Origin of the sequence: Grimontia sp. NTOU-MAR1 (assembly GCF_035758505.1) — a bacterium.
Taxonomy (GTDB): domain Bacteria; phylum Pseudomonadota; class Gammaproteobacteria; order Enterobacterales; family Vibrionaceae; genus Enterovibrio; species Enterovibrio marinus.
This window is the reverse complement of sequence record NZ_CP142108.1, coordinates 320,394-341,699: the sequence shown is the minus strand read 5'-3', so window position 1 is coordinate 341,699 and position 21,306 is coordinate 320,394. Positions and strand designations below refer to the sequence as shown.

19 protein-coding genes are annotated in these 21,306 nt (G+C 45.3%); 12 read left to right on the top strand and 7 right to left on the bottom strand.

Going from position 1 to position 21,306, the window contains the following annotated elements:
• The first annotated feature begins 1 nt into the window (after position 1).
• From VP504_RS01560 to VP504_RS01515, 10 genes are all read left to right on the top strand, one after another.
• Positions 2 to 838: a thioesterase II family protein gene (locus VP504_RS01560; RefSeq protein WP_325892620.1), complete on the top strand. Its 837-nt coding sequence runs from the start codon at positions 2 to 4 to the stop codon at positions 836 to 838.
• 221 nt (positions 839 to 1,059) lie between these two features.
• On the top strand, positions 1,060 to 2,079 hold the full coding sequence (locus tag VP504_RS01555) for an ABC transporter substrate-binding protein (protein WP_325892619.1): 1,020 nt from the start codon (positions 1,060 to 1,062) through the stop codon (positions 2,077 to 2,079).
• 8 nt (positions 2,080 to 2,087) lie between these two features.
• Positions 2,088 to 3,125, top strand: a complete 1,038-nt coding sequence (locus VP504_RS01550; protein ID WP_325892617.1) for a FecCD family ABC transporter permease — start codon at positions 2,088 to 2,090, stop codon at positions 3,123 to 3,125.
• Between the two features lie 3 nt (positions 3,126 to 3,128).
• Positions 3,129 to 4,214, top strand: a complete 1,086-nt coding sequence (locus VP504_RS01545) for a FecCD family ABC transporter permease (RefSeq protein WP_325892616.1) — start codon at positions 3,129 to 3,131, stop codon at positions 4,212 to 4,214.
• Positions 4,211 to 4,999, top strand: a complete 789-nt coding sequence (locus VP504_RS01540) for an ABC transporter ATP-binding protein (protein WP_325892615.1) — start codon at positions 4,211 to 4,213, stop codon at positions 4,997 to 4,999. The genes VP504_RS01545 and VP504_RS01540 overlap by 4 nt, the downstream gene beginning before the upstream one ends.
• Positions 5,000 to 5,157: 158 nt before the next feature.
• The gene (locus VP504_RS01535; protein ID WP_325892613.1) at positions 5,158 to 7,329 is read left to right on the top strand and encodes a TonB-dependent receptor; all 2,172 of its coding nucleotides are present in this window, start codon (positions 5,158 to 5,160) and stop codon (positions 7,327 to 7,329) included.
• Positions 7,330 to 7,420: 91 nt separating this feature from the next.
• Complete coding sequence (locus VP504_RS01530; protein ID WP_002541815.1) at positions 7,421 to 8,572, top strand: saccharopine dehydrogenase NADP-binding domain-containing protein; 1,152 nt, start codon at positions 7,421 to 7,423, stop codon at positions 8,570 to 8,572.
• On the top strand, positions 8,569 to 10,497 hold the full coding sequence (locus VP504_RS01525) for a hypothetical protein (RefSeq protein WP_325892611.1): 1,929 nt from the start codon (positions 8,569 to 8,571) through the stop codon (positions 10,495 to 10,497). The genes VP504_RS01530 and VP504_RS01525 overlap by 4 nt, the downstream gene beginning before the upstream one ends.
• A complete protein-coding gene (locus VP504_RS01520; RefSeq protein WP_325892610.1) occupies positions 10,478 to 11,185 on the top strand; it encodes a 4'-phosphopantetheinyl transferase family protein in 708 nt (235 codons plus the stop codon). Before VP504_RS01525 ends, VP504_RS01520 begins: the two co-directional genes overlap by 20 nt.
• Positions 11,186 to 11,313: 128 nt before the next feature.
• The gene (locus VP504_RS01515; RefSeq protein WP_062709286.1) at positions 11,314 to 12,231 is read left to right on the top strand and encodes a helix-turn-helix transcriptional regulator; all 918 of its coding nucleotides are present in this window, start codon (positions 11,314 to 11,316) and stop codon (positions 12,229 to 12,231) included.
• A 170-nt stretch (positions 12,232 to 12,401) separates the two neighbouring features.
• Here VP504_RS01515 and VP504_RS01510 read toward each other — a convergent pair whose 3' ends face one another.
• Positions 12,402 to 13,910, bottom strand: a complete 1,509-nt coding sequence (locus VP504_RS01510; RefSeq protein ID WP_325892608.1) for a phospholipase D family protein — start codon at positions 13,908 to 13,910, stop codon at positions 12,402 to 12,404.
• Between the two features lie 488 nt (positions 13,911 to 14,398).
• On the opposite strand from VP504_RS01510, the gene VP504_RS01505 reads away from it, so the two are divergent.
• Positions 14,399 to 15,361, top strand: coding sequence for a TerC/Alx family metal homeostasis membrane protein (locus tag VP504_RS01505; protein WP_325892607.1), 963 nt, complete (start codon positions 14,399 to 14,401; stop codon positions 15,359 to 15,361).
• Between the two features lie 50 nt (positions 15,362 to 15,411).
• Here the strand turns inward: VP504_RS01505 and VP504_RS01500 are convergent, their stop codons facing one another.
• The 3 genes from VP504_RS01500 to VP504_RS01490 form a co-directional block, all read right to left on the bottom strand.
• The gene (locus VP504_RS01500; protein WP_325892605.1) at positions 15,412 to 16,137 is read right to left on the bottom strand and encodes a DUF3307 domain-containing protein; all 726 of its coding nucleotides are present in this window, start codon (positions 16,135 to 16,137) and stop codon (positions 15,412 to 15,414) included.
• Positions 16,131 to 16,772, bottom strand: coding sequence for a hypothetical protein (locus tag VP504_RS01495; protein ID WP_062709299.1), 642 nt, complete (start codon positions 16,770 to 16,772; stop codon positions 16,131 to 16,133). Before VP504_RS01495 ends, VP504_RS01500 begins: the two co-directional genes overlap by 7 nt.
• A 68-nt stretch (positions 16,773 to 16,840) precedes the next feature.
• Positions 16,841 to 17,641, bottom strand: a complete 801-nt coding sequence (locus tag VP504_RS01490) for a ParA family protein (protein ID WP_062709302.1) — start codon at positions 17,639 to 17,641, stop codon at positions 16,841 to 16,843.
• A gap of 361 nt (positions 17,642 to 18,002) precedes the next feature.
• Between VP504_RS01490 and VP504_RS01485 the strand changes: the two genes are divergently transcribed.
• A complete protein-coding gene (locus VP504_RS01485) occupies positions 18,003 to 19,703 on the top strand; it encodes a mechanosensitive ion channel family protein (RefSeq protein ID WP_062709304.1) in 1,701 nt (566 codons plus the stop codon).
• Positions 19,704 to 19,739: 36 nt separating this feature from the next.
• On the opposite strand, the gene VP504_RS01480 is transcribed toward VP504_RS01485, so the two are convergent.
• The 3 genes from VP504_RS01480 to VP504_RS01470 are packed head-to-tail and all read right to left on the bottom strand — an operon-like array spanning position 19,740 to position 21,229.
• The gene (locus tag VP504_RS01480) at positions 19,740 to 20,027 is read right to left on the bottom strand and encodes a hypothetical protein (protein ID WP_325892604.1); all 288 of its coding nucleotides are present in this window, start codon (positions 20,025 to 20,027) and stop codon (positions 19,740 to 19,742) included.
• 43 nt (positions 20,028 to 20,070) lie between these two features.
• The gene (locus tag VP504_RS01475) at positions 20,071 to 20,817 is read right to left on the bottom strand and encodes a metallophosphoesterase family protein (RefSeq protein ID WP_325892602.1); all 747 of its coding nucleotides are present in this window, start codon (positions 20,815 to 20,817) and stop codon (positions 20,071 to 20,073) included.
• 16 nt (positions 20,818 to 20,833) lie between these two features.
• Positions 20,834 to 21,229: a GFA family protein gene (locus tag VP504_RS01470; protein WP_062709313.1), complete on the bottom strand. Its 396-nt coding sequence runs from the start codon at positions 21,227 to 21,229 to the stop codon at positions 20,834 to 20,836.
• Between the last annotated feature and the right edge of the window lie 77 nt (positions 21,230 to 21,306).

The window sequence follows — 21,306 nt, the reverse complement described above, 5'->3', positions numbered from 1 at the left end:
TTTGGAATACACAGCTCAACCTCAAAGAATGCAAAGTGTAAAAAGCAATAAGCCATCCTCATGGTTCAGGGTACTGAAAACACACCCAAACATCAGGAGGCGTATCTTTTGCTTCCCCCATGCCGGAGGTGCTGCCAGCTATTTTAAACAATGGCCCGAGGCTGTTCCCGAAGATACCGAGTTCGTTGTTGTTCAATACCCCGGCAGGGAAGAAAGGCTGAATCACCCATGTATAAACAACATGGAAGATATGGTACGGGCGCTTTTCGACCAACTGACCGGAAACCCACACTTATTGCAAATTCCCTTTGTGATATTTGGCCATAGCATGGGCGCTTCGATTGGGTATGAACTGATCCTTGAGCTGCAAAAGGCAGGTCTAAGGCTTCCTGTTGCTCTTGTTGCTTCAGCAACAGACGCCCCCGGCTACGCAAACCCGACCCAATTTCATATCAGTTCAGATAACGAACTCGTAGAAGAGATCGTCAGGTTAAGCCCCTCACTTTCATTCTTAAAAGAACATGAGGAGCTATTGGAAATGGTGCTCCCAGCTTTAAGAGCTGACTATCAATTGATCGAGACCTACGGCAAGAGAAACGAGCCACGCCCTCCCTTGCCGATCCCTATCAAAAAACTCATTGGGGATAACGACTCTGAGCTAAGTAGAGATGATGCATTGCTCTGGAAGAACCAAACCTCTGCCAATTTCTCCTTGCAGTCTTTTCCAGGGGGGCATTTTTATCTTGCTGATCACTATGAAGCGGTTATTCGTGTCTTCATGGAAAGTTATAAAGATAGTTCGACGTTAAGTCCCTCCCTTTCCTTCCAGCTGCCTTGACCCATTCAGTGAAAACGCCCCGCACTTTTGCGGGGCATTCAATCCCGATTCGGGTAGTAAGAGCAATGCCTAACATCTAACATCGTTTTCCTATCTAACCAAATCAATCAGATACCAAATTTCAGTGGGTCACCAACCACTATTGAAAGGACAACTTCGCCCAAGTTAGCACCATTTTAAATCTGTTTGATATAAAACCTGAACGTGAATGGAAGCCAAAAATGAACAGTCAGTTAGTCAAGAAGATCCTGTTGAAACCAATTATTGAAGCGCCATTTGACGCCAAATCTGTCACTTCAATGTTAGTTTTAGCAACGCTGATATTAAGTCCTGACATAAGTGCAAATGATGCTTTCCCAGTTACGGTGACGGATGATCGGGGAAAGCCTGTAACAGTATCAACGTCACCTTCTTCCGTCGCGTCTGTTTCAGCCTTTGGTGCAGACACGCTTAAAGCACTGGGCCAGAATGCAACGGGGATTTCGACACTTCAACATCGTAAATCTGTTTTCCTTGGCGAGCAGGTTCACACCGCCGTTGATCTCGGAGAAGTCCATGAGCCGGATATGGAGAGGTTAACCCAACTGAAGCCCGACCTTATTGTGGGCTTACAACAGTATGCGGAACCCTTTTCAGGGCAGTTTGAGAAAATAGCCCCTTTGCTAACCTTTGATCTGGTGACATTGGAAGACTCAAATCGATCGATTAGTACCTTGGCCGATGCGGTAGGAAAACACAAGCAAGGTATTGATATTAATGCTGAGTTCGATAGAAAGCTCAATGAATATCGCGCCCAAGCTCCAGGTGGGGTCAGTGTTGTTTTTCTCTGGCATTGGGCAGATACCATTTATGTGTTTTACGACCACCATATCGCCACTCATATTATGACATCCCTCAAGGCCGAGTATTCGATGGGGCCCTCTCCGACGCCTGAGCTTAAAAAACCTGACGCTACCGTTCTCTCAATGGAGCAGCTACTTACGCTCAACCCAGATGTGATCATTTCATTCACAGGTGACGATAAGCCCGTCAGTTTTCACCCCGTTTGGAGGAGACTTAAAGCAGTGAAAACCTCCAGGGCGTACCGCGTTAGTGACCAATATGTAATGACTCATGGCCCAATAGCTAGAGATATGGTCCTCAGAGAGCTTGCTCATCTTTTTTACCCAGAAACGTTCCGTGAACCCATTGATATCCCAGCAGAAGCAAGAGCAAAACCGTTGGTTATATCTGAAGGATAAGCGACTGAATGATTTCCCCTACATCTTCGGTTCCACCGGTGGCTTTAAAGGCACATGAAGGGGCATGGCGTTTTGTGATCATTCTTATTTCCTGCGCCTTGCTGTTGCTCGTTTCTGGTTCGTTATCCTTAATGACCGGAGAAACATCCTTTTCAGCCACTCAAGTGATCAAGGCTTTGATTCAGCCCTCTGATTCATTGGCATCATTTTTAGTATTGGAACTCAGATTGCCCCGGTTCATCATTGCTGTATTGGTTGGCGCAACACTTGGGATGGCGGGGACTATTGTTCAGTCCATAACCCGTAACCCTCTGGGTTCCCCGGACTTGATGGGCGTGAGTGCGGGTGCATCATTTGCGATTGTTGTTTGTATGGCTTGGTCGGCACTAACCCCTCTGCTACTACTATTGACTGGTACCTTAGGTGGCTTTGTTGCCGGACTGACCACATTTCTTATCGCTTGGAGAACGAAGCTAAGTCCACTTCATCTAACGCTATCAGGTATGTGTGTAGCGCTATTTTTTAATGCCGCTATTGTCGTCGTTTTGATTACCGCTAAGGCTGATGCTAACGGGATTTACTTCTGGCTAACTGGCAGCTTGATGGACCGAACCTGGCAACATGCGGGTCTACTTGTCCCCTTTTCGATAGCAGGTTTGGTTATGGGAGTCACTTTCTCTCGGCCACTTAACCTACTTATGCTCGATGACGTGACTTGTCATTCTTTAGGCTTTCCTGCCCATCTGTGGAGATTGCTGCTTGGCCTCATTGCCGTCGTACTGACCGCAGCCACAGTCTCTGTTGCTGGACCTATTTCTTTCGTGGGTCTTATCGCGCCACATCTCACACGATTAATGCTTCAGAACAAAAGTCAGGCTCAGTGTCTTGACCACAGACAAAGTCTGCCCGTTTCTGCAATGTTAGGAGCGACATTGGTTGGAGTGGCTGACACCATTGCCAAACTACAAAACGTGCCAGTCGGCATCTTGTGTGTCTTAGTTGGCGGCCCTTTGTTTGTTTACCTCATTAAGAAAAAAGCGGAATAAAGCATGACAACAGTTGCTTCAGAAGGAACCGACTCTTTGCCTGGAGGGAGGCAGAAAAAGTCAGATAATTACCGACTAACTCTCCTTATGCTATGGTTCGTTGCCCTTGCTTTGGCGGTACTGTCTCTTATGTCGGGCTCTATTCATCTTTCACCGACTGAGGTCCTGCAGGCCTTTTTTCCTAATACAACGCATACCACCGCTTATGAAGTGATATGGAACCTTCGCCTCCCCCGAACATTACTTGCACTCTTGGTTGGGCTTCAGTTCGCCATTGCTGGTCTTATCCTTCAATGCGTGACGAGAAATCCGCTGGCTGATCCCAGCATCATAGGTATTTCAAGCGGCTCTAGCTTGGCTATCGTTACCGTCTTACTCTTGGTTGATTATGTCAACGCTATGTTTCTCTTCAACACCCCAGTGAAGATATCCCTTGAATGGCTGCCATTCGCAGCATTTATCGGAGGAGCCATATCGACACTCTTTGTTGTATTGTTGTCTATCAAATCAAACCTTCGCCCTGTCACCCTGACATTAAACGGCTTCGCGGTTGGTGCAATGACTAATGCTATTGTCATGTGGCTGGTGATTGTATGGGGAGGTGGTAGAACAGAAACGACTGTGCTTTGGCTGGCAGGAAGCCTGTATGCCAGGGATTTTTCACACATCATGCTGGTGTTGCCCTGGACACTTCTGGGCTTGTTACTACTCCCTCTTTTGAAGTCACCAATGTCCTTGCTTCGTTTTAATGAACAGCAAGCAAAGGCATTGGGCATGAACGTTATGGCTTGGAGGATCGCTTGTATCGCTGTCGCCGTCATTTTTGCTGCTAGCGCAATTTCAGTCAGCGGTCCTATTGGCTTTCTAGGATTAATTGTGCCGCATATTTCCAGATTGCTGGTTGGTGGCGACATCAAGAGGCAGTTTTGGGTCTGTGCCCTTATTGGTGCCAGTCTGACATTAGCAGCCGACTTAGTTGCCCGTACTATTGTTAGCCCAATTGAACTGCCAGCAGGCGCCATTACGACCTTACTGGGCATACCTGTATTACTTTTTCTCCTACAAAAGCAAGTTAGGCACCAATCATGACACTATTCGCTGATCACCTTACTCTTAGCTATCAGTCGAACACTATCGTACCCGATGTATCTTTAGCGATTAACCATGGCGAAATAACCTGCATTGTGGGTGCAAATGGGTGCGGAAAATCGACATTACTCAAAGCGCTAGCAGGCATACTCAAGCCTTCTCGTGGCGAGGTAAGGCTTAATGAAACCTCCTTATCAAGATGGTCCAGAAAAGCACTGGCTAAAGAACTCGCTTTTCTACCGCAAGACCCTATAGCACCCGAAGGTATTTCGGTTTTTCAACTCGTTTCACATGGCCGATTCGCACACCAAGGGTTGCTGGGCAAAGTGTCAGAAAAGGACATAGAAGCGGTAGAGATGGCTTTGAAGCAAACAGGTATGACTGCTTATAGAGATAGGCCATTTAATAGCCTTTCAGGTGGAGAAAGACAGCGCGGTTGGATTGCGCTATGTATTGCTCAACAGGCAAAGATACTGATCTTGGATGAGCCCACAACTTACCTCGATATAGGTCATCAGTACGAAGTACTTTCACTGTTAAAAAAGATAAACCGCCAACACAAGACCACTATCATCATGGTGCTTCATGATATCAATCAGGCAAGTCAGTTCTCGGATCGTATTGTCACTATGCAAGATGGAAAAGTGATCGCTGACGACTCGCCAATTAACACCATCAATGAAGAGATGATGAATAGAGTATTTGGCGTCAAGGTGGAAATGCAAATCCATCGGGATGGAGAAAAAATCTATCCTGTGGCTATACCACTTTGCGCTGGTCAATAGACACAAACGTTCTCACCAGCGCGCTGATGGTAAAGACGCTCGGATTCGGGTAACAGCAATCCTTATCGGGTAGCAGCAAACCTCCGCTCACTGCAGACTAGATGAATAATGAGAATGATTCCCATAACCATCTAGTCTTTGACAAGGAGTATCAAGTCATGCCGCTTACCCCCTTCAGCCCGCATTTAGATAACAAACACCAGAAAAACACGAGCTTGCTTTCAAAAAAAAGGGCTATTCAAAAATCATCAATTTTGAAGAAGAGCTTACCTATTGCCTGCCTGGTTATGTTACCAATAAGTCATAGTAGTATTGCTGCTGAGCAAGATGCACTGGAAGTCATTACCGTCACTGCTGACAAACGCAGCGCAAACAAAATGGATGTTCCCTCTAGCTTATCTGTTCAAACTGACCAAGACCTCAAGGACGCACAAATCACTTCGATTCAAGAACTCGGTCAGCATATTCCAAACCTACATATTTTCACCTGGGGAGGAAGCCGAGAAAGCAATATCTTCATTCGCGGGATTGGTCCAGGGCTATTCACTGACCCAACTGTTGGTTTTTACGTCGACGGCGTGAACTATACGAACAACGGGATGTTCGATCTCGACCTCATTGATATCGAACGAATTGAGGTTTTGCGGGGACCTCAAGGTACCTTGTATGGTGGTAATTCCCTCGCAGGTATCATCAATGTCGTCACCAATAAACCTGACAATTTCACCGAAGGGAGAGTTTCATTTTCTGCCGACAGCCTGAATGAGAGAAAACTGAACGCTACGGTTTACACACCCATTATCGAAGACGAACTTTTTGCAGGACTCAGCTTAGCCGGCATCCAGAGTGACGGACATATTGAAAATGTTTTTGATGGCTCAGATTACGGAAAAAAAGATGATCTATTCGCCAGAACATCACTTCGATGGATTCCATCAGATTCATTAGAAGCTAATTTCGTTATTGACTATCAGCGCCTCAGAGATGACTCCTACGCACTTGGTCTAACCGAGTTCATCAAGAACAACCCAGAGAAAATCAATAATGATTTTAAAGGTATAGATAATCGAGATTCTGTCGGTATTTCACTGGCGGTGACAAAGAACTTTGATGCTTTCGATTTCACGTCTATCACAGGGTGGAGAGATTGGGAGAATAAAAGTTCTGCAGATCAGGACGCGAATTCCAACCCACTTTATGTCTTTCACTCAAAATCAGATGAAAAGCAAAAGCAGCTATCTCAGGAGCTTCGTTGGAATTCCACGACCAGTACTGAGCTCAAGTGGCTTGGTGGGCTCTACGCCTACACCAGTGAATATCGAGTGATCGGAAAAAACAATGTCGACTACACGGCCTTTGGCTATGGCGGCCCATACGTTGACATGTCTAACGTTAAAAAAGATAACTCTGGTTACGCTGCTTTTGGTCAACTTGACTACAACATCACGCCAAATATTACTCTGACAGCCGGATTGCGTCTCGATAGAGAAAAGCGTAAAGCAAACATCAACTCCAATAATCAAAGCACCACCAGTGTGGCAGTGAATGGCACAAAAGACTTCGATGTTTGGTTACCAAAAGCTGGAGCGTCTTACAGCTTTACTGACGGTTCGTTGCTTTATACATCAGTGAGCCGTGGGTACCGAGCTGGCGGTTTTGACCATCTTTATCCAAGCCAGGAAGACCCTGTTTATGACGAAGAAACGAGCACTAACTATGAGATTGGCTTCAAAACTACCCAGCTAGACAACAAGCTCGATCTCTCTGCAGCCATCTTCCTTATCGATATAAAGGATCAGCAGGTCCAGCAGCTTATTCAAAGTACTAATCAGGTACTCACAGACAATGCAGGCCGAGGCAGAAGTCAAGGTATCGAAATAGAAGCTCGATACATTCCCGCGAACAATTGGTTTATCGAATTGGGTGGAAGCTTCACTAATGCCGAGTACAAAAAATATGAAAATTGTGACCTTCTGGGGTCGGCAGGCAATTGTGACGGTAAAAAGATGGTGAATACCCCAAATGTTACGGCAAACCTTGCAGTTCAATACAAGAAGCCGTTAACACATAGCCTAGATTTGTTTACTCGCGTCGACGCTATGCACATTGGCAAATACTACTTCAACAGCTTAAACACCCTAAAACAAGATCCTTACCAGTTAATCAATGCCAAATTGGGTATTGAAGCCTCTTCGTGGGATGCCTATTTCTGGGTAAAAAATGCCTTGGACGAAAATTACTCCACCGTGGAGTACGATTTTGGCACTGGCCCAACAGCAGAAGCGGCTGACCCAAGAAGCTTTGGCCTGACCCTCACCGCTTATTACTGATTCATTTAAATGAGCCCGTCACCACTTAGTGGCGGGCGCTCGTTAATTCTAAATACCTGACAACAATACTTTCGCAAGGAGCTCAATAGACATGGACTTCAATCAGCAAAAACGCGATGTTTTAATTTTGGGAGGTATGGGACAGGTCGGTCAGCAGGTCATGCAATACCTGCTCGACAACACATCCCAAAAAATTGTTGTTGCATCCCGCTCGGCCTCTCTATCAAACACCCAAACCAGTCACTTGGCGCAAAGAGTCTCGACAAAGCGTATCGATGTGTTTGATGAGCAGTCACTGAAGTCGCACTGTCAGGATTATGCACTGGTTATCTCTTGTGTCGGCCCTTCTGGCATTGTCGGAGATCGTGTTGCAAAAGCTTGTAAAGCATCAAACACGGCATTTATTGATGCAGGTGGCTATGACCCGGTATTCAAAAGCCTCAGAGAGGACGAATTTCTCACTCCTTCAAACGTCCCGCTCGTCATCAACGTAGGGCTTTTACCCGGACTATCCGGTCTTTTTCCTAAATACATCCTAGAGCAGATTCGCTCAGTAGCCGATATTGATGAGATTGAACTTCAGTATGTTGGTCGTGATGCGTGGTCGTTTAATTCAGCATGGGACATCATCCATAGTCTTGGTGGCTTTGGCCATGACCGAGGTTTTGCATACCTCCAAAATGATGAAATTTTAAGGGCACCATTCCGTCAGGCCCGAAGTGCCGTCACATTCCCAAACATCGACGAAGAAATCGGAACCATGCTTGTTTACTCGGAAGAAGCGTTGGAACTTGCAAAAGAATTCAATATCTCGCACCTTCGCGCGTTTGGAACGAATATCGGCCCAAGGGCAATGAAAGCCTGTATTTTCGCCAAGATCTTGGGGCTGTATAAGTTCCGTTCAACAACTAATTTGGCCGCAAAACTCCTTGAAAAAAGTGCCAGAAAAGACCTGGAGTCACTCTCGCCCTTCTATGGTATTCAAGTGAGTTTACTCAATAAAAAACAGTTGCAATCTCAAGCACAACTAACGCTAACAAACACCTATCAAGCGACAGGCAAAATGATAGGTATTGCCGCAAGATGTGTATTAGAAGGCCACTGCTCAAAAACAGGGGTGCTAATGCTACATCAGGCGATTGCACCATCAATATTTATGCCCTACCTGGAAGAAGAAAATATTGCCGAATGGGGATTCAACATAGCGAACTATGATCAGCGCGTTAAGGAGAAAATCGCATGACGTCATCAGCAGATAAAAAAAGAGTGATTGTGCTGGGTGGTAAAGGGGAAACGGGTTACCGCATCATTCATTTTCTTCGTTCAATGAATACTTCCTGGGAGGTTGTTGGAACATCCCGTCACGCTGCTAATTTGTCGTCTGACAATACCCCTTTACTCCCTTTCGATTTGGCCTCCCCAAAAGAAGCCATCAAAACGCTATCAACATTTGATTTGGCAATTATCGCGATTGGCCCCATGGAAAAGGTTAGAGAAAAGGCCCATCTGCTCTGCCTTGATGCCGGAATTGACTGTATTGACATCAACGACAGCATAACGGCAGCAGACAGTATATTTTCATTGGATCAGAACGCTAAAGACCAAAATCGCCTTATCCTGACAGGAATGGGGTTTATGCCAGGGCTTTCAAGCTTGATGTTGGCTAGACTTGCAGAAGAAGAGCGCTCTTCACAGAAATATTATTCGATCCGCGCTTACATGGGAGCCGCATATGGTGGTGGAAAGGCAAGTCCACATGCCATCCTCTCTAGTTTCGAACCCTATGTATCTTGGATAAAAAATGGTAAAAGGCAAAAGTTTAAAACACCATGGAAAGATGGCAAACAACTATTTACCTTTTCTGGCCACACCAAAGCAATCAGCCTCATCCCATACTCGGCTGTAGAGAATACCGCTATCGTCTCTGAGCAGAGTAATATCTCGGACAAAATAGAAAGTCTCGATAGTCGTTACAACATTCAATATCTGCACCAAGGTTTTGCAAGATTTTTGGCCGCTATCGCACCAAGCGAAAAGCGTAAAAACCAGCTCGCTGACATGTTTTACAAAAGCGGGCAATCCATGAAAGAAAAGCGGGACGCTGACCCTGATACCATACTTTGGTGCTACCCTGATGATTCTCCAGAAAAAGGACTCTTACTTCATGGGATGATCTCTTCCTATGATCTAACAGCACTTGTCGCTGCGTGCTGCGCGGAACTGTATCTTAACAATCAGTTTTCTAACACCCGTGGCGTTTTGAGTGTTGAAAGCCTGTCGAAGGCCCATAGGTATGCTTTGATAGAAGGACTCAGTGTACAAGGCGTCCACTTTAAAGAAGCGGACTTAGAGCAGTTAAAAGAAGCTGGGCTTTATTTTGGCTGGGTGGAGTGTCCGCAAAAATACGCCCAGCGAATGAAACACTATTCACGCAACTGGTATACCGCACCCAAACAACATCCTCGCATGATTCCTCTGCAAAAGATGTTTCTCTTGGAGTCGGATATTTGGGGAGCTCTTCGAAAAGAGTTTAACCCATTATCTTTTGCAGGTTTCATCGTTAAAACACTTTCTAGGTGGCGCCAACATCAAAAGATGCTGAGCGAATACTCGTCAAGCGTCGCATTGCCTCCACCTGATATTTGGGCAAAAGCGGTAAAAGACATCAGTATGTTTACATCTGGTTATTCATGCGCCAGAGACGCATTAGGGCAGGACAAAGCCTATCAGATGTATCGTAAAATGTTTCTTGAAACTGGAAAAATGGAGATGCGGTGGCTCTGGCCAGATGCGCAACAGTTTACGCTTTTGGAATCCCCTCATCACGGAGCAGTTCAATATTGGCTTGCATACCTGAAAAGTTATGCGGACCTCAATATCATTACCCTATCATCTGAAGTGGACGAAATTGGAAATACGTTTTTTGTCATCAAAGATTGCCTTTATGCAAACCTGTTTAGCTTCCTTGGTTGCCCCGAACTTTCTCATTTAGTCCGTGAGATGGAACGGGAAGCATTCGAATACATACTGCTTTCAAATGGTGGCAGAGTTGAATGGGATGTGTTTGAGCAAGGTAACGTTTCCGCTCTCATATGCCCTTCATCTAGTGAGAACATTGTTAAACATGCTGACCCCGAAGGACAAGAATTTGCAGCGCTTCACTTGTGAAGCGGTTCCGACATCAAAGATAGCGATGGTGTCGACAGACATTTGTTATGACGCCCGCTATTTGCAACGTTTGTCGTCAAGAGGAATACAATTACCTGAAAAAATGCATCACGAAGCAGTTTTAAAAAGAAAATGTGAGTTTTCTGCTGGTCGTTATTGTGCATTCTATGCCCAGAAAAATCTGGGCATAGAAATACCCAGCAAAGTCGGTATAGGCTCTAATAGAGAGCCCGTTTGGCCTTCCGGCATTGTCGGTTCTATTTCACACTGCCAAGGTAAAGCTGTTGCCGTGGCTGCTTATCAGTCCGACTGCAAATATCTCGGAGTAGATATTGAACCTCTCATAAAGCCCCAAACTTGTTCCCAGATATGGGATAGCATCCTTTGCGAAGACGAATTCAAATACCGTTACCACTTTTTAAACGAAGAGTTGTTTCTCACCACTATTTTCTCGGCAAAGGAATCTCTTTACAAAGCAATATTTCCATATATCAATGTGATAGCTTCTTTTGACACCGCGAAATTGACAGGTGTAGACCCTAGTTCTCGAGTTCTCTATCTTTCATTGAGCCGTTCTTTCAACGCCACACTGCAGCATGGATGCACTTTTCCAATCGGTTATCAAATGTTCACAGATAAAGTCATACTCACGTTAGTCCGTTGTAACACGAAGACTATTGGCGTCTAGGGGCTAAGAAGCCAACTTTTCACACAAGTGATAATGATTATCATTTTTTTTAATGTAATATGTACTGAGAATAAAAGCGAATATGCGAATAGAAACAAGCTAGGTCAACTACACAAAGGAAAAGGCAAATGAGTTCGGTTAGTCATCTCTTGAAAGAGAGGGATGTGACAGAAAAACATCATCAAGAGGAAGAAGAATCAGTTAATTTCGTCGAGGTAATGTCAGGCCTCGCTGTATGTATTTCGCGCTCAGACGCACCTTCAACACCTTGCACTTTCCCTGGGGACAGCGAATACGTTCACTTAAATTGCCTACTACAGGGAGAGTTTAAGGCCCGAGTCCGTAACATCAACATTCATCTGCGGGAAGGTGAGGTCACCATAGGTTTTTCTGATGGCGAAGAGTTTCATATGCCACGGCCAACCGAGTTTTGTAATCTAGCTGTTATGATTACTCCTAAACTCCTTCAGGAAATTGCGGGTGAACAGCTACTCCAGGATAGCTGGTGGAGTGATACTTCTTTCTTCGTTAAAGCTGTTGGAAAAAATCCCAAAATAGTTTCGGCCGCCCTGAATATTGCCACACTAATGAATGAGTCCCCCCAAAGAAAGTTACTACTTCACGCGGCGGTACTTAGCTACATTCATTGGAGTCTCGAAGCCTGTAATGACCCAGTTTGCCATTGCAGTTTCAATAATAGGGAAAAGCATCAGTTAGAAGCAGCCAAGCGTTATTTGTTGAGAGATTTAAGCGAGCCCCCTACGATTGCAGAAATAGCCAGCTTAGTTGGCCTGAACCAATGCAAGTTAAAACGTGGCTTTAAAATCTTATTTAATACAAGTATTTATGCATGCTTCCAACAAGAGCGGATGAAGAAAGCGCTCGAACTATTAAGGCAATCAAACGTCACCGAAACGGCCGTTACCCTTGGCTACAGTAACGTCAGTCATTTCAGTGCCGCCTTCAAGAAACAGTTCAGCATTTTACCTAAAGATGCGCGGAGAGAACTTCTGGCTAATGGAGAAAATAAATCAGCTCTACCATAAACACTGATAAGTAGATATGGCAGTTTATCGCTATGAGCTGTTCTTAAAAAGCAGAAGCGAAGCCAGTTGCGAGCTGAAATTTTCGTTCATCTTATTGGCTAGCCCGATAAAAAGCACCTCATGAACTGAGGTGCTTTAGGTGCTGAATTTGATCCCATGAAGAAACAACATTAAAGGATGTCTTTAGGCACAATTCTGCGCAGCTTTACCTTTAATTGTTTAGATGTCGACACCGTATCGTCCGGGTTGAATTCTTCGGTAATCCTCCAAGCATTCTCAGGTTCTAACTCTACTTCCATCGCTCGGCGAACATTCTCTGTGATTGGCGCAGAACTTATGATGGTAATACTCTCGGTATTCAGATTTGCGCTTCTTGGGTCAAGGTTGTAGGTGCCAATGACAGTCGTATGATTATCGATAGTCATGGTCTTTGCATGAAGTCCAAAGATGGGTTGGGAAGGTAACCGCTTAACCATATGCTCTGTCATCACCCGCTGTCTTACCTTCGCATCAGGTTTAAATTCGTAGATCTCGACACCGGTATCCAGCAGTGCTTTTCGGTCTCTTTGATAACCGCTAAACGCCTCCAAGTTGTCATTAGATGCAAGGCTGTTAGTGAGGATTTTTATCGAGATACCGCGTCCGACAAGCTCCTTTAAAAATACCCTGTCACGCGCTGTTGTTACTAAATACGGGGTTTGGATAAGAATGCTGTCTTTTGCACTGTCAGCGAGTTCAACCAGTTTATCCTGAGTAATACTGCCACCACTAAGGAACGCACGCTTATCATTCTTGCCCGGTTTATCGTATACATATTCCACATCTTCAATAAACCGAAACTTACCTTGCTTTTCGAGATAGCGAAATGTCTCAGGCACTTTCTCGATTTCAGCGCGAATTTCAGGATTAAAGTTTTCGGGGTTGCATGCATAAGCATGTAGACGAGAGAAATCAGGGTTGGTGGAGAAAGCGTCTTCAGGGAAAAGCTTCTCAACGCTAACGCTTAAATCATGTTGCCAATATTCTTCAAAAGAGGTTGTCAGCGACTTAACTTCTTTGCCTGCCAAGAATACGTCTCTGTCTCTGAAGTTATAGGCATGATCGAAGCCAAAATATTCGTCAGCGATATTGCGCCCGCCAGTAATGGCCACTTGATTATCCACCACAAAAATTTTGTTGTGCATTCTTTGGTTCAAACCATGGAAATCGGTCAGCAGTACTTTGATTTTTTCGGCGAGGTTTTTTCCGATATTCACATTGGGGTTGTATATCTTGATCTCTATGTTTTCATGACCGGCCAGAATAAGCAGTTCGTCACCGCGGGCTTCTATCATAAGGTCATCGACAAGAACACGGACTTTTACGCCTCGCTCAGCCGCTTTAACCAGCATATCACTCGCAATCAGCCCTATATTGTCCACGGAAAAGATAAAGTACTGAATATCTATCGATTTCTCTGCGCTTTCGGTCAGCCAAGCCCGCGACATCATAGCTTCAGCGCCCTGCTCGAGAACATAAACGCCAGTTTTAGCGCTAAGTTCATCTTCGTAAGGAGCTAAGTAGGATGAGAGGGGTTGACGCTCTATCTTGGGTTGCCCATCACAATGGTTTTTCTGAGACAGTGGCACGCTATCTGGTGGAGTATCGCAGCCTAAGAGTAGGAAGGATAACGAAAGCATACTGATTTTAATCGAGGAGATTGCCAACTGATTCTATGTCCATTTAGTCTGATTCTTAACCACTTATTGAACATACACAAAGGGGTGGTTGTTGTCACTTCTTGCCACTTCAATAACGCACTGACCTTAAGCAACTTTTGTACAGCGTCTCGGCCTTTACTCTTTTGGTGATGCTAGGGGCTGTTGACTGGGTGTTTTTCTTTAAGCCGCCCATGCGGGAAAAGTGATGATAGCGAAACAGACAAATAAAGTTCCCAAAGATTTTTGTTTTTAATTTAGAGAAAAAGCACTACTATGGCGGCGTTTTGGGGAGTAGTCACTTCGTCGCGCTGTCGTCATCCCGTAGCTTATTGCTTCCGGCACGCGAGAACATTCACACAGAGTGTTTTGACAAGACCAACGCACACACTTGCTTTAACTTTCGTTTTTAGCTGTGCGGTTGGTTAGGCGATCCCCCTCTCCTGCAACCTCCGCATGCTGGAGGTACCATGTTCCTAAGCGAACTTTTCTCAGGTTATGAAGGCCTGTTAGTTCTCACACTTCTGATGCTCGGCATCGACTTGCTACTGACCCGCGGAAAAATCAGTTTCCATAGTGCTGCTGTGTGGAGTGTTTTCTGGTTTGCGCTGGCGTTTGCCTTCGCTGCAGCGATTTATTTCTTCTGGCCGTACATGGCACCAAGCAGTGGCTTAACCAATGGTGAAGCGGCGACGTCATTTGTCACCGGTTACCTGCTTGAAAAGTCACTCAGTGTCGACAACCTGTTTGTCTTTGCGCTGATCTTTGCCCAATTCAAAGTGCCAGAGAAAAATGTTCCCCGCATTCTGATGTTGGGAATTGTGGGCGCCCTTATCCTTCGCGGTATTATGATATCACTGGGCGCGCCGTTGATTGCCCAGTTCCACGTCATTCTGTATCTGTTCGGTTTCTTCCTGATCTGGACCGGCGTACAAATGTGGCGTCAGCATGGTGAAGATAACGAGTCGTTCTCAGACAGCTTTGCGGTACGGTTGGTAAAACGCTTCCTGCGTGTTAGCCCGGATTACCGTGGCAATAAGCTGTTCATCCGCGATGCGGTGGGTATCCTTGCTACCCCAATGCTGGTAGTGGTGATGGTGATTGCCATGACCGACGTGATGTTCGCACTGGATTCTATCCCTGCGATTTTCGCTGTAACTCAAGAACCCTACCTGGTACTGGCAGCTAACGTATTCGCTCTGCTAGGCCTTCGCTCTCTTTACTTTGTGCTGGGCGGTATGCTGAACAAGTTTGCTTATCTGCACCATACGCTGGCATTCATGCTGTGCTTTATCGGTGTAAAAATGCTGCTTATTGACACGCCGTTCGCTATCGCAACGCCCGTGTCTCTGGGTGTGATTGTCAGCTCACTGGCGATTGGTATTGGTGCATCTATCTGGAAACAACGTCAGATAGAAAAATTGGCACACTAACAATCAAAACAAGGCACTCTCAAGGTGCCTTATTTCTATAAGTCAGTTTGTTAAAGCTTACCGAGATAGTCTCCGAGCAAACCACAACCTATGCCAAACATAGCGCTCGCGAATGTCCCTAGCATCACATATTCTGTGAACATCCTACTTCCATGATCTTTCAGATCCCCAAACCGAAAAACCGACTTGGCAGCTAATACCAAAGCGACCCCGGGCAATTGACCCCAAAGCACAAAAGTCACAATCAGTGTCCGTTCAAAATAGCCAATGAAGGTACCTGCTTCCTTCAATGGGCGGTTTGAAGCTGCATCTTCGGTTGCGGTTAGTTCTTGTGCCCAATTCTGCAAAATCAAAGCAATGGCTGAAGAAGACGGTTTGAGAGCAAGCAGATAAGCCAAGGTCCAACATATCAAAGTCTGCCATTTGACGGACACCATTGCTTCCCATGCAATATGCCGCTGATCAGGATTCACAGCAAAAGCAGTAATAAGTGAAATAAGAACAATATGCAGGGTAAACTTGAGCAACATACCGCGAAGCCTTTCAGCAGGCATGATCATACAGTAGCTGAGCACCAGATATTGGACAGCTAACGCGAACGTCGCGATGAAAACGGTCAGGATTGATGCTACCACAGCAGTGAATGCGACAAACGCTAAGCCTGCCTGCAATACAGTCACCAGAAATAACCCTTTCCGCTTGGATTCCATGATTGGGAAAAGATAAAACTCAGAGAATATGTGGATGACCACCAGAACGAGTATTAAGGTCAGCAAAACATTCCATTCCTTTGATATCTAATCAGCCTGTCAGCATACCATCTGAGTGTTTCGTCAATACGTACATAATTGGCACGGTTGATAATTCTTGTGAATGCACTTCGACTTACACCGAAATTCTCAGCCAGTTCAGCATGCTGCTTTGATGGATTATCGAGCCAGAGTAATAAAGCTCGTGCCATTTTCGCCGTCATTTGGCTCAAATGATCATCAAGAAAAGACAAGACGATTTTCACATCGCTGGTGAAAGGTTCACTGTCCGCAGAAAAGGCCAATCTGGTACTTTTCATCGCATCCAAATTTCTGCCTGACAGCGTAAATGCCTCGGAGTTATTCGATATACGAACGGGTAGCTCTCGCTCGGTGGCTTCTGCTACAGACAATGACAATCTGGCATCCTGTCCCAGCGATAACAAGGAAAGTCTTAGTATGATTGCCATCTTCACCAGTGATGCAGGCTCAACCGTGTATATTTGAAATGCGTCACCCCGGTAGATTTCGCCTTTCGCGGATTCTCCAAATACAGAAAAGCACTGTTCAATCGCTTCTATGCATCGGCGACGCAGTGTTTCTTCCATTTCTGTTGAACCGACTAAATCCCCGGTGATCACGCCAGCTATACTGATGCTCATGCAACCTCCAAGTTACATAAATAAGTAACATAACTAAATGTTACGCCTTTGTGTAACTTTGTCAAAGGTTACGCTGTTTTATCGCGTAATGGCTCTTCTTCTGAGCTTTCTAATTGGTCGTACAACGCCTGAAAACTCTCGGATAGCTTGTGTTTAGGCGCAAAATGCATGAGTGGCTTTTGGTGGTAATGCGACTCTTTCATTTTGACCGATTGCGGAATAAAAGGCTCCAGCAACGGCAAACCTAACTCTCTCACATTCTCGATGATTTGCCCTGGGAACTTCGCCTGCGCGTTGAACATGTTGACCACCACCCCTTCCAGCATCAGCTTGCGGTTGTGATCATCACGCAGCTCGGCAAGGTTGTCCATCAAGGTCAACAGTGCCTGGTGGGAGAAGCTATCGCAATCAAATGGGATCAGCAGTTTATGGGCGGCAATCAGGCCCGCTTTACTGTAGAAATTGAGATTGGGTGGCGTATCGATATAAATGCGATCATATTCTTTTTCGAGCTCATCTAACGCATCACGTAGTTTGTAAATCTTGTATCGCCGCTCCAGCTCAGGCTCTAAGGTAGCAAGCCTCGGGCTTGAAGGAATGATATCGAGGTTTTCGTAAGCTGTTGCTTGGGGAAAGTTTTTGATTGGGGTTGATACAGAAAACCAGGAAACAGTTTGGTCGAGAAGATCAGCTATCGTTCTATCGTTCTTCGCGTTGATATCAACACCCAGATAGTGGCTGCTGTTACCCTGAATATCGAGGTCAATAAGCAGAGTTTTCTTGCCACTTGCCGCACTTAACGCTGCAAGGTTAACCGAAATACTGGACTTACCTACACCGCCCTTCTGATTGAAGATGATTCTTCGCATCGTTTTCCCTTCCAATGGTTTGAAACAGCACGACTACGAACTGTGCATACTCAACCAGTAGCTTAACAAGACCAGAAAAAGAAAAAGTGAAGATGTGTCTCGAATATACCCAGAAACAGCGGACGGCAGACACATAGTGAATGGTGAATACGAAACTATCGAATTCAGATATCTGACAACCCTGAATATTTGCCCAAGACCTACCTTGCACTCAACAAAGCAATAACAAAGAAAGGCTCTAATTTTCAAAAGGTTTGGGATATTTGGGAAAATCTTCAAATGTGAGAGAGACATACAGTGCTTGCATGAATCCTAAGTGCCATACTACCTAATCAATAATTATTACGTTGGAGAGACCTTCATGATCCCCCGTTGGCGTACCGCATCAACTTTGCCTTTATTACTCCTTCTTTTTTCGTCTTCACTTGCCAGCTTTGCAAGCGCTGAAACAGCCTCTCTCTCCACTGAGACAGCAAGTGCAGCCAGTCAGTGGGAATCTAAAGTCAACAATCTAAATAGTGAACTCAGTGATCTTGTTGAGCTACAAGCCAAAGCCAGTGGCGAAGATAAGTTGGCACTGCAACTTCAAATGTTTCAGAAGAATGAGGAGTTGCGTTCAATCATCGCCAGCGGCGTAGAAAATGACAGCTTTGACCGACCATTTCTGATCAAAGAAATCAAACAGCAACAGAGTTACGCGGAGCAAGGGGTAAAATACCTAATAGAACGTACTTCCAAACTTTCCGCACAACTGAGCGAAGCAAAAAGCGAGGACAAGTTCGCCATTCTGTCAGAATACGAAGAATCCCGTAAATACCTCGACAGCATGTACGAAGAGCAAGCACAGAACATCGACTGGCTGAAAATACTCAATGCTATCGACCCGGCGGCAGAAGAGGCTTTTAAAAAAGAAATTAGCCGTCGAACCGAGCAAATTGCTGCCAACGTCGAATACCTTCGCCAACAACTGAGCGTGGATGAAGCCCAATTGAAAGTCGCGCCGGAATCTGAAAAAGCCGCAATACAGCTCAGGCAGCTCATCACCCAACGTCGTATGGCGATCACCACTCACAGTCTTTCTGTGATGATTGACCTTTCAGACAGAGTCGGCCTTGAAACGGCAGAATACAAACGCCTTTACTTTGAAGCGACCGGCAGTGTGACGCAGGATTTGCTGAGTGGTGACGTACTACTATCGATCGTTAAGACCTGGTCAAGCAAGTTCTGGAATTGGTTTGTTGAAAATGCGCCACAACATATTTTCCAGCTCTTCGTCTTTTTGATCATTCTGCTTATTGCCCGACAAATCGCGAACCTGACGCGCAAAGTTGTGAAGAAAGCAGTGGCGGCGAAGAACCTCAAGTTCTCGGTATTAATGCAGGACTTTTTCATCTCTATGTCCGCTAAAGCCGTTTGGTTTATTGGTATTCTGATCGCCCTATCCCAGATTGGTCTGAACCTTACACCTATTCTAACGGGTTTTGGTATCGCTGGTGTTATCGTCGGTTTCGCTCTGCAAGATACACTCTCTAACTTCGCAGCAGGCATGATGCTTTTGATTTATCGCCCGTTTGATGTCGGGGATTTTGTTCAGGCTGGTGGCGTTGAGGGTAAGGTGAGCCATATGAGCTTGGTAAACACCACCATCAAAACCTTTGATAACCAAATCATTATTGTGCCAAACAGCAAGATCTGGGGCGACGTGATTAAAAACGTGACCCATGAAAGGGTTCGACGTGTCGATATGGTTTTCGGCGTTAGCTACAGTGATGACGTGGAATATGTAGAAAAGGTACTGACTGACATTATTAGCAACCATCCTGCTGTTCTGCGTGCACCCGAGCCGATGATTAAATTACACGTACTCAACAGTTCTTCTGTTGATTTTATCGTTCGCCCTTGGGTCAAGACCGATGACTATTGGGATGTTTACTGGGATGTGACGAGAGAAGTGAAAATACGCTTCGACAATGAAGGCATTTCTATCCCTTTCCCACAACAGGATGTGCACCTTCATATGGCATCAGGTCAATTGCCCTCACCAGCAGAAAAAGAAGCCTAAAACGAGAAAGCGCCTCAATCGAGGCGCTTTCAGATTCTATCTGGATTTTACAAACAAACCCTTAAGCCATTTGTATATAAGAATCAGGCTGTAGTACAGATTGGTTGAAGCGTTATATTCCTCTAGCGCATGGATGTAATTCGATTTGTACTTCTCTACCGCTTCATGAGCTGAATCTGCATATATCGAGTCATCTTCTACTTCATATCCCTGAGCCAGCAAAGCATCCTTTTCTACCAGGAAGGTGTTTGAAGCCATATCCAAATAGGTAAACTTTTGTCTGTTGGAATTTGGAATGGTGAAGAACTGATATTTGTTAGCCATTAACGTCCCCTAAATTGATTAATAGGCGGCGAAATCGCGTTGCTCAGTTAACTGCACGTCCTGTGCTTAGGAACGAAACCCAGTCATCACGATTTCTGCTTTTTGCAGCTTCAACGGCTTTGCGAACATCGTAATCAATTCGCTTGTGGTTCACGCTCCAACTTCTCCCACCTCCCTCCACGATCGCGTAAGAGGCATGATGGCTAAAGTTTTCCATCGCATGAACCCAAGGTTCGTCATCCTTGTAGGCAGGAAGTCCCACACTGCCAGGATTAACAATGAGTTGATTGCTGCGCGTCGAAACTGATCTAGCTAAATGGGTATGACCGCAACAAATTAGGTGGCTTGGATTGCCCGCCAGTAACGCCATAATGTCATCGTTACTTCTCAATACGGGACTTCCACTTGACGCGTCTTCCAACAGGTACACCAAATCGTTTTCCGGTGTGCCGTGGCAGAAAAATATATCCTCATTAAATTGTATGGTAGGTGGCAGTGACTTCATCCAGTCAAGGGGCGCTGTACCGAGATCATCCAGAATAAACTGCATCGTCGGGTTTGAAGCTATCTCCGCTTCCTGCGCCTCATAAATCTGTCTGTCCTGATTGCCACGAATGGTGACAATTTCATTCTGCATCAATAGATTAAACGTATCACGAGGGGCGATAGGTCCGTACAAGATATCACCAAGATTGACGATTACATCAACACATTCTCGACGAATATCACGCAACACTGCATCCAATGCAAAAACGTTGCTGTGAATGTCCGAAAGCAAAGCTAAACGCATTGGCACATCCTTATATCTAGCGGTCAGCGGGATGGTGTACACCGTCGTTGGTGACAACATCACCCAAATCAAAGGGATTAACCCCTTCCAAGCAACCCACATTGTAGCCATATTCTGAAGGATCTGAGCGACGCTGGTGGTGTGTGTAAATACCACACTCTGAACAAAAATAGTGTTTTGCTGTGTGGGTGTTGAACGTATACAGTTTGAGGAGCTCCTGCCCTTTGACGATGTTAATGCCATCCAATTTAACAGAAGCCACCACGGCCCCTTTTCTGCGGCAAATTGAACAGTCACAACGGCGAGGCTTTTCAATACCATTTGGCAAGAAAAGTTCTAACTCCACCCCACCACAGTGACAAGTAAGTTTATGCTTTTCTTTTATTTCTGTAGGGCCAACTTTACGAATCATACTCACCTCATCATCCATGGCATTAAGGTCAACTGATTTGACGCGTTTTATTCAACTGCATTGATTCTAAAAATAAC